The 13909-nt window shown below is 63.8% G+C and carries 13 protein-coding genes; 10 read left to right on the forward strand and 3 right to left on the reverse strand.

What is annotated here, in order from left to right:
- Positions 1 to 134: 134 nt before the first annotated feature.
- Positions 135 to 464 (reverse strand): DUF1820 family protein, encoded by a 330-nt coding sequence (locus V5F23_RS24405; protein ID WP_047736335.1) that lies wholly within the window; start codon positions 462 to 464, stop codon positions 135 to 137.
- Positions 465 to 596: 132 nt separating this feature from the next.
- Here V5F23_RS24405 and miaB point away from each other — a divergent pair, with 132 nt between their 5' ends.
- From miaB to lnt, 5 genes are all read left to right on the forward strand, one after another.
- Positions 597 to 1925 (forward strand): tRNA (N6-isopentenyl adenosine(37)-C2)-methylthiotransferase MiaB, encoded by a 1329-nt coding sequence (gene miaB / locus V5F23_RS24410; protein WP_042732439.1) that lies wholly within the window; start codon positions 597 to 599, stop codon positions 1923 to 1925.
- Positions 1926 to 2154: 229 nt separating this feature from the next.
- A complete protein-coding gene (locus tag V5F23_RS24415; RefSeq protein WP_212803059.1) occupies positions 2155 to 3165 on the forward strand; it encodes a PhoH family protein in 1011 nt (336 codons plus the stop codon).
- Entirely contained in the window at positions 3158 to 3616 is a 459-nt protein-coding gene (gene ybeY, locus V5F23_RS24420; RefSeq protein ID WP_042732441.1) for an rRNA maturation RNase YbeY, read from the forward strand. The genes V5F23_RS24415 and ybeY overlap by 8 nt, the downstream gene beginning before the upstream one ends.
- A gap of 40 nt (positions 3617 to 3656) precedes the next feature.
- Entirely contained in the window at positions 3657 to 4496 is an 840-nt protein-coding gene (locus V5F23_RS24425) for an HlyC/CorC family transporter (RefSeq protein ID WP_025215634.1), read from the forward strand.
- 27 nt (positions 4497 to 4523) lie between these two features.
- Entirely contained in the window at positions 4524 to 6047 is a 1524-nt protein-coding gene (gene lnt / locus V5F23_RS24430; RefSeq protein ID WP_047736338.1) for an apolipoprotein N-acyltransferase, read from the forward strand.
- Between the two features lie 144 nt (positions 6048 to 6191).
- Here lnt and V5F23_RS24435 read toward each other — a convergent pair whose 3' ends face one another.
- The gene (locus V5F23_RS24435) at positions 6192 to 6953 is read right to left on the reverse strand and encodes a YdcF family protein (protein ID WP_042732832.1); all 762 of its coding nucleotides are present in this window, start codon (positions 6951 to 6953) and stop codon (positions 6192 to 6194) included.
- Positions 6954 to 7064: 111 nt separating this feature from the next.
- Positions 7065 to 7376: a hypothetical protein gene (locus V5F23_RS24440; RefSeq protein ID WP_042732831.1), complete on the reverse strand. Its 312-nt coding sequence runs from the start codon at positions 7374 to 7376 to the stop codon at positions 7065 to 7067.
- Positions 7377 to 7668: 292 nt separating this feature from the next.
- Here V5F23_RS24440 and leuS point away from each other — a divergent pair, with 292 nt between their 5' ends.
- From leuS to V5F23_RS24465, 5 genes are all read left to right on the forward strand, one after another.
- Positions 7669 to 10275 carry a leucine--tRNA ligase gene (gene leuS, locus V5F23_RS24445; protein ID WP_123579646.1) on the forward strand — a complete coding sequence of 869 codons (2607 nt, stop codon included), beginning with the start codon at positions 7669 to 7671 and terminating at the stop codon, positions 10273 to 10275.
- Between the two features lie 90 nt (positions 10276 to 10365).
- Complete coding sequence (gene lptE, locus V5F23_RS24450) at positions 10366 to 10971, forward strand: LPS assembly lipoprotein LptE (protein WP_042732825.1); 606 nt, start codon at positions 10366 to 10368, stop codon at positions 10969 to 10971.
- A gap of 53 nt (positions 10972 to 11024) precedes the next feature.
- Complete coding sequence (holA, locus tag V5F23_RS24455) at positions 11025 to 12062, forward strand: DNA polymerase III subunit delta (RefSeq protein WP_042732824.1); 1038 nt, start codon at positions 11025 to 11027, stop codon at positions 12060 to 12062.
- 233 nt (positions 12063 to 12295) lie between these two features.
- On the forward strand, positions 12296 to 12460 hold the full coding sequence (gene arfA, locus V5F23_RS24460; RefSeq protein ID WP_030140368.1) for an alternative ribosome rescue factor ArfA: 165 nt from the start codon (positions 12296 to 12298) through the stop codon (positions 12458 to 12460).
- Positions 12461 to 12531: 71 nt separating this feature from the next.
- Positions 12532 to 13854, forward strand: coding sequence for a lytic murein transglycosylase (locus tag V5F23_RS24465; RefSeq protein WP_047736341.1), 1323 nt, complete (start codon positions 12532 to 12534; stop codon positions 13852 to 13854).
- Positions 13855 to 13909 lie beyond the last annotated feature (55 nt).

The following is a 13909-nucleotide window of genomic DNA, read 5'->3' on the forward strand; positions in this document are numbered from 1 at the left end:
TGGGCTGCGCAGCAGCCCCAAAAGCAGTCAACTCAGTCAACCTCTAATACCGAGCTGTCAGGTTTTAGGGCCGCTTCGCGCCCCAGCGGGGATAAATCCCCTCGCCACAGGGACTGTGTGCAACTGTCTAGCCGTTACTTCTCAGGCATCGGCATCGGAAACGGCATCACATTGCCCACCCCAGCGCGGGCTTCGCTGATTTTCGGCGTGCCCAGGCGTTCGACTTCGTCGATGCGCACGATCGAGTGCATGGGCACGAAACTGCGTACCACGCCCTCGAACTGAGCCTTGAGCTTTTCCTCGCTCGGGTCGACGACCACTTGCGTGCGCTCCCCAAAGACGAACTCTTCCACTTCCAGGAAGCCCCACAGATCGCTCTGGTAGATCTGCTTGGCGTACATTTCGAACACCTGGCCCTGGTTGAGGAAAATCACCTTGTAGATTGGAGCTTCACGTTTGGTCATGGCTGGCGAAACACATCGGCGGGTAAAAATGAGGGCGCAAACTATAGCATAGCCACTGCTCCGGCAGCGGTAGGAACCCGCTGACTTGTTCCCTATAATGCGCGGTTCTTTGAATCACGTGATGACCCGTCCATGGCCAAGAAGCTTTACATCGAAACCCACGGTTGCCAGATGAACGAGTACGACAGCTCGCGCATGGTCGATCTGCTGGGCGACCACCAGGCCCTGGAAGTCACTGCCCGCGCCGAAGACGCGGACGTGATCCTGCTCAACACCTGCTCGATCCGCGAACGTGCCCAGGACCGGGTGTACTCCCAGCTCGGCCGCTGGCGCGAGCTGAAGCTGGCCAACCCGGACATGGTCATCGCCGTGGGCGGCTGCGTGGCCAGCCAGGAAGGCGCCGCCATCCGCGACCGCGCGCCGTACGTGGACGTGGTCTTCGGCCCGCAGACCTTGCACCGCCTGCCCGAGATGATCGACGCCGCGCGTGTGACCAGGCTGCCCCAGGTGGACGTTTCGTTCCCGGAGATCGAAAAGTTCGACCACCTGCCCGAACCACGCATCGACGGCCCGAGCGCCTATGTCTCGGTGATGGAAGGTTGCAGCAAATACTGCACCTTCTGCGTCGTGCCCTACACCCGCGGCGAAGAGGTCAGCCGGCCGTTCGACGACGTGATCGCCGAGATCATCCACCTGGCGGAAAACGGCGTGCGCGAAGTGACGCTGCTGGGCCAGAACGTCAACGGCTATCGCGGCCTGACCCACGATGGCCGCCTGGCGGATCTCGCCGAGCTGATCCGCGTCGTGGCGGCGGTGGACGGCATCGACCGCATCCGCTACACCACCTCGCACCCGCTGGAGTTCTCGGACAGCCTGATCCAGGCCCACGCCGAGGTCCCGGAGCTGGTCAAACACCTGCACCTGCCGGTGCAATCGGGTTCCGACCGGATCCTCGCCGCCATGAAACGCAACCACACGGCCCTGGAGTACAAATCCAAGCTGCGCAAGTTGCGGGCCGCCGTGCCGGGCATCTGCATCAGCTCGGACTTCATCGTCGGCTTCCCTGGCGAAACCGAGAAGGACTTCCAGCAGACCATGAAGCTGATCGAAGACGTCGGCTTCGACTTCTCCTATTCCTTCGTCTACAGCCAGCGCCCCGGCACGCCGGCGGCCGACCTGGCGGACGACACCCCCGAAGAGTTGAAAAAAGAACGGCTCAACGCCCTGCAACACCGCCTGAACCAGCAAGGTTTCGAGATCAGCCGACAAATGGTCGGCTCCATCCAGCGGATCCTGGTGACCGATTACTCGAAGAAAGACCCCGGCGAATTGCAGGGACGCACGGAAAACAACCGCATCGTCAACTTCCGTTGCGACACCCCAGCCCTGATCGGCCAGTTCGCCGACGTGCACATCGACGCCGCGCAACCGCACTCCCTGCGCGGCTCGCTGGTCCAATAACTACATCATTGCCTTGTGGGAGCGGGCTTGCTCGCGAAAGCGGTTTCGCGCTCAACACTGAGTGGCCTGAACCACCGCCTTCGCGAGCAAGCCCGCTCCCACAGATTGCTCCCCACAGGTTCACGTCGGTCGCAGGAATGGAATTGCCCTGTTTAAGAGCTTTCGCACCCAGCCTACTGGCGCTATCCTTGGTTTCATCTCAATTGCCCCTGGGCGGCTAAAAACGACCTTGAACGCACCCATCGAACCTCATCGTTTCATTCTCGAGCCCTTTGAGGCTCGCCGCTTCGCCAATCTGTGCGGGCAATTCGACGAGCACCTGCGCTTGATCGAACAGCGCCTGGCCATCGAGATCCGCAACCGCGGAAACCAATTCGAGCTGATCGGCGAACCCAAGCACACCACCTCCGCGGAAAACCTGCTGCGCCGCCTCTACCGGGAAACCAAGGGGAGCGAGTTGTCGCCAGACACCGTGCACCTGTTCCTCCAGGAGTCGGCGGTCGAAGAGCTGGACAACCCCGCGCCTTCGGAACCGGCCGTCGCCCTGCGCACGAAGAAGGGCATGATCCGCCCGCGCGGCCTGAACCAGCAGCGCTACGTGAAGGAAATCCTGGGTAACGACATCAATTTCGGCATCGGCCCGGCCGGTACCGGCAAGACCTACCTGGCCGTGGCCTGCGCCGTCGACGCGCTGGAGCGCGAACAGGTACGGCGCATCCTGCTGGTGCGCCCGGCGGTCGAAGCCGGGGAAAAACTCGGCTTCCTGCCCGGCGACCTGACCCAGAAGATCGATCCCTACCTGCGCCCGCTCTACGACGCGCTGTATGAAATGCTGGGCTTCGAATACGTCGCCAAGCTGATCGAGCGCCAGGTCATCGAGGTCGCCCCGCTGGCCTACATGCGTGGTCGCACCCTGAACAACAGCTTCATCATCCTCGACGAAAGCCAGAACACCACGGTCGAGCAGATGAAAATGTTCCTGACCCGGATCGGCTTCGGCTCCACCGCGGTCATCACCGGCGACATCACCCAGGTCGACCTGCCTCGCGGCACCAAGTCCGGGCTGAACCATGTCATCCAGGTGCTCAAGGACGTGCCAGGTATCAGCTTCACGCACTTTTTGCCCAAGGACGTGGTCCGTCATCCGCTGGTGCAGCGTATCGTCGAAGCCTACGAGCGCTTCGAGAGCCGCACCGACGAAGACACGGTCGAAGGCAAGGGCAGCCGCCACAATGCTTGAACTCGACCTGCAACTGGCCAGCGAATGCCCGGCCCCCAGCGAAACCCAGTTCCGCCAATGGTGTGAACTGGCCTTGCGCCAGCGCAGCGCCGATTCGGAGCTGACGATCCGCCTGGTGGATGAGCCCGAAGGCCGCGAACTGAACCACACCTGGCGGCAGAAAGACTACGCCACCAACGTGTTGTCATTTCCCGCCGACGTGCCCGACGAACTGCTCGACATCCCGCTGCTGGGCGACCTGGTGATCTGCGTCCCGGTGGTGGAGCGCGAAGCGCGCGAACAAGGCAAGACTGGCGAGGCCCACTGGGCCCATCTGGTGATTCACGGCTGCTTGCATCTGCTCGGTTACGACCATATAGAAGATGACGAAGCCGAGGAAATGGAAGCACTGGAACGAACGTTGCTTGCAGAGCTGGGTCATCCCGACCCTTATGCCGGCGACGAACACTGATACATCAACCTGTAACGACAAAGGATTCAGAGTAATCGCTATGAGCGAAGATCGATCGAGCAACGGGCAGAAGTCTTGGCTGGGCAAGCTCACCCAGGCTTTTGCCCATGAGCCGAAAAACCGCCAGGAGCTGCTGGAGCTGCTGCGCGATGCACACCAGAACAAACTGCTGGACAGCGAAGCGCTGGCCATCGTCGAAGGCGCCATCCAGGTCGCTGACCTGCAAGTACGCGACATCATGGTCCCGCGCTCGCAGATGGTCAGCATCAAGGCGACCCAGACACCCCGCGAGTTCCTGCCCGCCGTGGTCGACTCCGCTCACTCGCGCTACCCGGTCGTCGGCGAAAGCCATGACGACGTCATGGGTGTGCTGCTGGCCAAGGACCTGCTGCCGCTGATCCTTCAGGAAAACGGCGACAGCTTCAACATCAAGGACCTGCTGCGCCCGGCCACCTTCGTGCCCGAGTCCAAGCGCCTGAACGTGCTGCTGCGTGAATTCCGCGCCAACCACAACCACATGGCCATCGTCATCGACGAATACGGCGGCGTGGCCGGGCTGGTCACCATCGAGGACGTGCTCGAGCAGATCGTCGGCGACATCGAGGACGAGCACGATGTCGAGGAAGACAGTTACATCAAGCCCCTGCCCAGCGGCGACTTCCTGATCAAGGCCCTGACGCCGATCGAGAACTTCAACGAATTCTTCGACAGCCAATTCTCCGACGATGAGTTCGACACGGTCGGCGGCCTGGTGATGAGCGCTTTCGGGCACCTGCCCAAGCGCAACGAAACCACGGAAATCGGCTCCTGGCGCTTCCGCATCCTGAACGCCGACAGCCGTCGGATTCACCTGCTGCGCCTGTCACCCATTGCCCGATAAACCCTGCGAGACCCGCTAAGGACACACATGCGCTGGATAAACCGCCCCGGCTGGCCCGGTAACCTGCTGGCCGTGGCGGCCGGCGCGATCACCACCCTGGCCCTGGCACCGTTCGACATCTGGCCGCTGGCACTGCTGGCGGTCGGGCTGTTCTATGCCGGCTTGCGCGAGCTATCGCCACGCCAGGCCCTCGGCCGAGGCTGGTGCTTCGGTTTTGGTCTGTTCGGCGCCGGCACCAGCTGGATCTACGTCAGCATCCACAACTTCGGTGGTGCCTCGGTGCTGCTGGCCGGGTTGCTGATGCTGCTGTTCATCGCCGCCATTGCCTGGTTCTTTGCCCTGCCTGCCTGGCTGTGGGCGCGCTGGCTGCGGCGCAACGAAGCGCCGCTGGCCGATGCCCTGGCGTTCGCCGCGCTGTGGTTGGGCCAGGAAGCCTTCCGTGGCTGGTTCCTCACCGGGTTCCCGTGGCTCTATTCCGGCTACAGCCAGCTCGATGGTCCCCTGGCCGGCCTCGCGCCAGTGGGTGGGATGTGGCTGATCTCCTTCACCCTGGCACTGACGGCGGCGCTGCTGTACAACGCGCGCCGGTTGATCGGCACCGGGCGCAAGGGCTTCATCGCCGCCGGCGTGGTGTTGCTGGTCGGTCCGTGGGTGGCCGGCATGGCGCTCAAGGGGCATGCATGGACCAGCCCTTCGGGCGACCCGCTGAGCGTCGCGGCGATCCAGGGCAACATCGAACAAAGCCTGAAATGGGACCCGGAACAGCTCAACGCCCAATTGGCGCTGTACCGCGACATGAGCTTTACCTCCAAGCGCGTTGACCTGCTGGTCTGGCCGGAGACGGCGGTCCCGGTGCTCAAGGAGTCGGCCCAGGGCTACCTGGACATGATGGGCAGCTTCGCCGCCGAGCGGCATTCGGCGCTGATCACCGGCGTGCCGATTCGCCAACTGGTGCGCCACGAAAAGCGCTACTTCAACGGCATCACCGTGACCGGCGAAGGCGACGGCACCTACCTCAAGCAAAAACTCGTGCCGTTCGGCGAATACGTGCCCCTGCAGGATCTCCTGCGCGGACTGATCGCGTTCTTCGACCTGCCCATGTCGGACTTCGCCCGGGGCCCGGCCGACCAGCCGTTGCTGCAGGCCAAGGGTTACCAGATCGCGCCGTTCATCTGCTATGAAGTGGTCTACCCGGAGTTCGCCGCCGGCCTCTCGGCGCGCAGCGACCTGCTGCTGACCATCAGCAACGACACCTGGTTCGGCACCTCGATCGGCCCGTTGCAGCACCTGCAAATGGCCCAGATGCGCGCCCTCGAAGCCGGACGCTGGATGATCCGCGCCACCAACAACGGCGTCACCGGCCTGATCAACCCCTTCGGCCAGATCACCGCGCAGATCCCGCAGTTCGAGCGCGGCATCCTGTATGGCGAAGTGGTGCCAATGCACGACCTGACCCCCTACCTGCAATGGCGCTCGTGGCCGTTGATCAGCCTGTGCGTGCTACTGCTGGGCTGGGCCCTGATGACGGGCCGGATGGCCAGGACGGTATAACCCGTTCCCCATCTGAATGAAAAACCCCGTGGCGAGGGAGCTTGCTCCCGCTGGACTGCGGCAGCAGGCCCCTGTTTTTAGGGGCCGCTTCGCGCCCCAGCGGGAGCAAGCCCCCTCGCCACAATAAGCGTTCACCTTGACGATTCAGCGATAGAACAACCAGTACCCCACCAACCCCACCGCCTCATTCATCAACTGCCCGGACTGCCAGATCGACTTGAACTCCGGCATCCAGCCGCCCAACGGCCGGGCGTTGTCCGCCCCCAGGAACCCCACCGGCGCGGGCACCACTTCAAAACCCGAGCGTTCGAAACTCATGACCGCCCGCGGCATGTGCCAGGACTGGGTCACCACCACGACGCGACGGACACCCTCGGGCAGGAGGATCTCGGCGCTCATCCGGGCATTTTCCCAGGTGGTGCGGCTGCGCCCTTCCTGCCAGCGTACGGTGACCCCGAAATCATCCAGCAGCGAATCGGCCATCAGCTTCGCCTCGCTGGGTGGAGTACCGTAGTGCAGGCCGCCGGTCGTCAGCACCGGCAGCCCCGATGCCTTGGCCAGTCGGGCGGCATAACGCTGACGCTCAAGCCCCACACCGGTGGGCTGGTCGGCGCCCCAGGCCAGGTCGCCGCGCTCACGGCCGGAGCCGAGCACGACGATGGCGTCGGCGCGCTGGGCCAGGCTCGCCCATTCACTGCGCGCCAGCGGCGGCTCCTGCTCCAGGGCCTTGGCGCTCCACTGCACCACCACGGGCAGGCTCATCAGCCAAAAGCCGCCCAGGCCCACGATAAAGCACAGGCGAGCCAGGCGCGGCCGGGAGTTGCGCCACCACCAGGCAAGCGCCAGCAGCAGCAAGAGAATGCCCGGCGGCAAGAGAAGTTGTTTGATGAAATAGCGAAACGGCATCGGGCATCTCCATAGATGCCCGAAGCCTAAGTGGGTTGACGCAAAGCGACAACAGATTCGAAAGGACCTTGAATCAAAAGAGCGACCTGGGTGGGTCCGGTTCTAGTTCAACTACATTGACCGGAGCCTGACGGCTTCCTTGTCCGGCGTCCGGTCCTTGAGCCATACCACCTTGGCCGAACGGGGCGCCTCGTGACGCTGGGGTACCTGGGCTGCGCTCGGGCGGGTCGGGTGTCCGACCTGTTCGAGGTAAGCCTTGACCAGTTCGAACTCTGCGGGGCTGAGGCCGCGCAGTTCCAGCTCTGTCGGACGCTCGTCGCGCAAACGACCGGCGGTTCTTGCAGCGTCCAGGGCCACCCCGAGACGATCGATCAGTTTTTCGTACAACTCAGGTGTCGTTACTTTTCGCTGTGATTCAACCATCCCTCACCTCATTGAAGATAAGACTCACTCCCCATTGAGAAGCTTAGCTTCGCTTGGCAAACCGGCAGGACGCCGCGACCAACGGCCCTGAACGCCCGACACGGGCGGTGGTCGGCAATGGCCGGCATGCAATCAGGGTTTCCCTCGGCAGAGCGCGGTCATGTATGCTACGGCGCTTCCTGTAACTCCACTTCCAGCTTGGCTGGGCATCGAGAACGCCGCATACGGCGTCGTCTGCGTCCAGCATGGCAACGAAGAGGATTGGGCCACCCCATTCAGTACAAAAGTAGCCATGCACGAACACTACCAGCCCCGTGAAATCGAAGCCGCCGCCCAGTCGTTCTGGGACGAGCAAAAGTCCTTTGAAGTCAGTGAACAGCCAGGCAAGGAGACCTACTACTGCCTGTCGATGTTCCCTTACCCCAGCGGCAAGCTGCACATGGGGCACGTGCGCAACTACACCATTGGCGACGTGATCTCCCGCTACCAGCGCATGCAAGGCAAGAACGTCCTGCAACCCATGGGTTGGGACGCCTTCGGCATGCCGGCGGAAAACGCCGCGATGAAGAACAACGTGGCCCCCGCCAAGTGGACCTACGAAAACATCGCCTACATGAAGTCCCAGCTGCGCAGCCTGGGCCTGGCGGTGGACTGGTCCCGCGAGGTCACCACCTGCAAGCCCGACTACTACCGTTGGGAGCAGTGGCTGTTCACCCGCCTGTTCGAAAAAGGCGTGATCTATCGCAAGAATGGCACCGTGAACTGGGACCCGGTGGACCAGACCGTACTGGCCAACGAGCAAGTGATCGACGGTCGCGGCTGGCGCTCCGGCGCGCTGATCGAAAAGCGCGAGATCCCGATGTACTACTTCAAGATCACCGCCTACGCGGATGAACTGCTGGAGAGTCTCGACGAGCTGACCGGCTGGCCCGAACAGGTCAAGACCATGCAGCGCAACTGGATCGGCAAGTCCCGGGGCATGGAAGTGCAGTTCCCCTACGACGTCGCCTCGATTGGCGAAGCCGGCACCCTGAAGGTCTTCACCACCCGTCCGGACACCCTGATGGGCGCCACCTATGTGGCCGTGGCCGCCGAGCACCCGCTGGCGACCCTGGCGGCCCAGAACGATCCCGCGCTGCAGGCGTTCATTGCCGAATGCAAGGGCGGCAGCGTCGCCGAAGCCGACGTCGCCACCCAGGAGAAGAAAGGCCTGCCGACCTCGCTGTTCGTCGAGCACCCGCTGACCGGCGAGAAACTCCCGGTGTGGGTCGCCAACTACGTGCTGATGCATTACGGCGATGGCGCCGTCATGGCGGTGCCGGCCCACGACGAACGCGATTTCGAGTTCGCCCACAAGTACAACCTGCCGGTCAAGCCCGTGGTCCGCACCAGCGCCGGCGACCAGACCCCGGCCCCGTGGCAGGACGCCTACGGCGAACACGGCGAGCTGATCAACTCCGGTGAATTCAACGGCCTGGATTTCGCGGGTGCGTTCGACGCCATCGAAGTGGCCCTGATCAAGAAGAACCTCGGTGCCTCCCGCACCCAGTTCCGCCTGCGCGACTGGGGCATCAGCCGCCAGCGCTACTGGGGCTGCCCGATCCCGATCGTGCATTGCGGCACCTGCGGCGACGTACCGGTGCCGGAAGACCAACTGCCCGTGGTCCTGCCGGAAGACGTCGTGCCCGACGGCGCCGGCTCACCACTGGCCCGCATGCCCGAGTTCTACGAATGCAGCTGCCCGAAATGCGGCGCACCGGCCAAGCGCGAAACCGACACCATGGACACCTTCGTCGAGTCCTCGTGGTACTACGCCCGCTACGCCTCGCCGCACCATGAAGGCGGCCTGGTGGAAAAATCCGCCGCCGACCACTGGCTGCCAGTGGACCAGTACATCGGCGGTATCGAACACGCCATTCTCCACCTGCTGTATGCGCGCTTCTTCCACAAGCTGATGCGCGACGAAGGCCTGGTGAGCTCCAACGAGCCCTTCAAGAACCTGCTGACCCAGGGCATGGTGGTCGCCGAGACGTATTATCGTCGCGAAGCCAACGGCGCCTACACCTGGTTCAACCCCGCCGATGTCGAGCTCGAACGCGACAGCAAGGCCAAGGTCATCAGCGCCAAGCTGATCGCAGACGGCCTGCCGGTGGAAATCGGCGGCACCGAGAAGATGGCCAAGTCGAAGAACAACGGCGTCGACCCACAGTCGATGATCGACCAGTTCGGCGCGGACACCTGCCGCCTGTTCATGATGTTCGCCTCGCCGCCCGACATGAGCGCCGAATGGTCCGACTCCGGCGTCGAGGGCTCGCACCGTTTCCTCAAGCGCGTCTGGCGCCTGGCCCAGGCCCACGTGGCCCAGGGCCTGCCGGGCAAGCTGGACGTCAACGGCCTGAACGACGAACAGAAAGCCGTTCGCCGCTCGATCCACCTGGCCATCAAGCAGGCCAGCCATGACGTCGGCCAGAACCACAAATTCAACACCGCCATCGCCCAGGTGATGACGTTGATGAATGTCCTGGAAAAAGCCGCGCAAGCCACCGGACAGGATCGCGCCTTGCTCCACGAAGGCCTGGAAGCGGTGACGCTGCTGCTGGCGCCGATCACCCCGCACATCAGCCACGAGCTGTGGAATCGACTGGGTCACGCCGACCCGGTGATCGACGCCCGCTGGCCGGTGGTGGACGAAACCGCGCTGGTGCAGGACAGCCTGACCCTGGTCATCCAGGTCAACGGCAAGCTGCGCGGCCAGATCGACATGCCGGCCAGCGCAACGCGCGAAGAAGTCGAAGCCGCCGCACGGGCCAACGAGAACGTGCTGCGCTTCGTCGATGGCCTGACGATTCGCAAAGTGATCGTCGTGCCCGGCAAACTGGTCAACATCGTCGCAAGCTAATTGGATCGGGCGCCTGGCCGCGGGCCGGGCGCCGAATATGACCTGGGGGGCCGCGTTGTCGGCCCATAGGGTTTCAAGGGGAGCAACAAGATGATCAAACGTAATCTGCTGGTCGTGGGCCTGGCGGTCCTGTTGAGCGCCTGCGGCTTCCAGCTGCGTGGCACCGGCACCACCGAGCTGGCTATCAAGGAGCTGGACCTCAGTGCGCGGGACGCCTACGGCGAAACCGTGAAAATGCTGCGCGACACGCTCCAGAACAGTGGCGTGAAGGTCTACAACGGCGCGCCCTACAAGCTGGTGCTGACCAATGAACAGCAAAGTCAGCGCAGCCTGAGCTACGCCGGCGCCGGGCGTTCGGCCGAATACGAGCTGACCAACGTGCTGAGCTATGAAATCCGTGGCCAGAACAACCTGTCGCTGCTGGACGACAAGCTCCAGGTGCAGAAGGTCTACCTGCACGACGGCAACAACATCACCGGCTCCGACCAGGAATCGACCCAGGTGCGTGGCGAAATGCGTCGCGAGCTGGTACAGCGCATGATGCTGCGCCTGCAACGCCTGAGCCCGGCCCAGTTGGAGCAATTGCAACAGACCGCCGACGCCCGCGCCAAGGCCGAAGCCGACGCGCTGGAAGCGGCACGCAAGGCGGAGGCGGAAACACCGCAGCAGTCGCCTCTGGAAGTCCCGGCTGAATAAGCCGTGCGGGGTGCTCCGGCGCCCCGCCCATCTGCGCTCATGAGCTGCATTCCATGAAACTGGCCCCCGCCCAACTCGGCAAGCACCTGCAAGGCGCCCTCGCGCCGGTCTACATCATCAGTGGCGATGACCCATTGCTGTGCCAGGAAGCTGCCGACGCCATCCGCAGTGCCGCTCGCCAGCAAGGGTTCGACGAACGCCAGGTGTTCGCCGCCGACGCCAATTTCGATTGGGGCAGCCTGCTGCTGGCCGGGGCGAGCATGTCCCTGTTCGCAGAAAAGCGCCTGCTGGAGCTGCGCCTGCCGTCCGGTAAACCTGGCGACAAAGGCGCCGCCGCGCTGATCGAGTATTGCTCGCGGCCTGCCGAGGACACGGTCCTGCTCATCAACCTGCCGAAACTCGATGGCAGTGCGCAGAAGACCAAATGGGGCAAGGCCCTGGTGGAGGGTCAGCAAACCCAGTTCGTGCAGATCTGGCCGGTGGATGTCAGCCAACTGCCGAGCTGGATCCGCCAACGCCTGTCCCAGGCCGGCCTCTCGGCCAGCCAGGACGCGGTGGAGCTGATTGCCGCCCGCGTCGAAGGCAACCTGCTGGCCGCGGCCCAGGAAATCGAAAAGCTCAAGCTGATGGCCGAAGGCGGACAAATCACCGTGGAAACGGTGCAGGCCGCCGTGGCCGACAGCGCTCGCTTCGATGTCTTCGGGCTGACCGATGCGATCCTCAACGGCGAGGCTGCCCACGCCCTGCGCATGCTTGAAGGCTTGCGAGGCGAAGGCGTCGAGCCACCGGTGATCCTCTGGGCGCTGTCCCGGGAATTGCGCCTGCTGGCCAACCTGTCGTTGCAGTACAGCCAGGGTGTACCGCTGGACAAGGCCTTCAGCCAGGCCCGCCCGCCCGTATGGGACAAACGCAAGCCGCTGATGAGCAAGGCCCTGCAACGTTACTCGGCGCCGCGCTGGGCACAACTGCTGCTCGAAGCGCAGCGCATCGACGCGCAGATCAAGGGCCAGGCCGCTGGCTCGCCGTGGATGAGCCTGAGTCGGTTGTCGCTGTTGATGGCCGGGCAGCGACTGACGCTTCCAGCTGAATAAACACCGCCTTGCCAGATGCTTTTGTGGCGAGGTAGCTTGCTCCCGCTGGATCGCGAAGCGATCCCAAAAAAGCGATGAGCGCTACGCACTCAAGCGGGAGCAAGCTCCCTCGCCACACAAGCGCGCTGGTCGCAAACGCTGCACACATTCCGCCGGCCTGCCGGGACTGGACAGCCCTCCAACTCTGGCCCATGATTCGCCCCGCACAACCCTCCCCCATGAGAGATCCCACCATGAGCAAAAAGCCATCCAGGCATGGCCCCAACAAGGCCAAGTCCATCGTCGCCCAGCCGCTGTTTCGCAGCCGCCAGGAACGACCCGCCAAGGGCAAGGGCAGCTACCGCCGCGAAGCCTTCCAGTCTGACAACTGGGAGGCTTCTTGCTTTCTGGCCGCTTGAACACCTGGACAAGCCCTACAGCCCTTTCGCATGTTAAGGTCAGCACCTGATTTGTATTTCTGGACCCGTGCATGCCCTTTTGTCTTTCCCGTCGCTTGCCCCTGCGCCAGCTGATTGCCGCCACCAGCATCGCCCTGCTGGTCGCCTGCGCTGAAAAACCCACCGCCGCCGACGCCCAACCGCTCCAGACCATCCCCGCCGTGACCGCCCCGGCCGTGGTGCCGCCTGTCGTGCCCACTGGTGAAAACCTGGACATCGTCCCCACCCAGACCTTCGCTGAATGGCAGGCCGGGTTTCGCAAGGACGCCTTGGCCGCCGGGATCCGTCCCGACCTGTTCGATCGCGCGTTCATTGGCGTCAGCCCCGACATGAGCGTGATCAAGGCCGATCGCAGCCAGCCGGAATTCACCCGCCCCGTGTGGGAATACCTCGATGGCGCCCTGTCGCCGCTGCGGGTCAACAAAGGCAAGGCACTGATCCAGCAGAACGCCCAAGTGCTGCAAAGTATCGAGCAACGCTACGGCGTCGATCGCGAGGCGCTGGTGGCGGTGTGGGGCATGGAAAGCAACTTCGGCCAGTTCCAGGGCACCAAGTCCGTGATCAACTCCCTGGCGACCCTGGCCTACGAAGGCCGACGCCCGGGCTTTGCCCATGCGCAACTGATCGCCGCCCTGCAAATCCTGCAACAGGGCGATATCGCACCGGAAAAAATGCTCGGCTCCTGGGCCGGCGCCATGGGCCAGACCCAGTTCATTCCCACCACGTACAACACCCACGCGGTGGATTTCGACGGCGACGGACGCCGGGACATCTGGGGCAGTTCCACCGACGCCCTGGCCTCCACCGCCCACTACCTGCAAAGCTCCGGTTGGCAACGCGGCCAGCCGTGGGGGTACGAGGTAGAGTTGGAAAAGGGGTTCGACTACGCCCTGGCCGACGGCACGACCCGCAAACCCTTCTCCGAATGGGTACGCCTGGGGGTTTCCACCTACGACGGCATGCCGATTCCCCCGGGTGAACGGCAATTGCCGGCGGCCCTGCTGCTGCCCGCCGGCCATCGCGGCCCGGCGTTCCTGGTGTTCGACAACTTCCGCGCCATCCTCAAGTACAACAACTCCTCGTCGTACGCGCTGGCGGTGGGCTTGTTGTCAGGGCGTTTCACCGGTGCGGGGCTGGTGTACGGCCAGTGGCCCAAGGATGACCTGCCGCTGAGTCGCAGCGAACGCATCGAACTGCAGACCTTGCTGAGCACGCATCAATACGACGCCGGCACCCCCGACGGCATCATCGGCGCCAACACCCGCAAGGCAATCCGCAGCGCCCAGCAGTCACTCGGCTGGCCGGCGGATGGGTATCCGACGCATCAATTGCTGGACGCGTTGCGTAACCGCTGAAGACTGTCTTGATGGCCACTGCCGCTTTCGCGAGCAAGCCCGCTCCCACAGGGAC

Source organism: Pseudomonas sp. WP18 (assembly GCF_036689585.1).
Classification (GTDB): Bacteria; Pseudomonadota; Gammaproteobacteria; order Pseudomonadales; family Pseudomonadaceae; genus Aquipseudomonas; species Aquipseudomonas chlororaphis_E.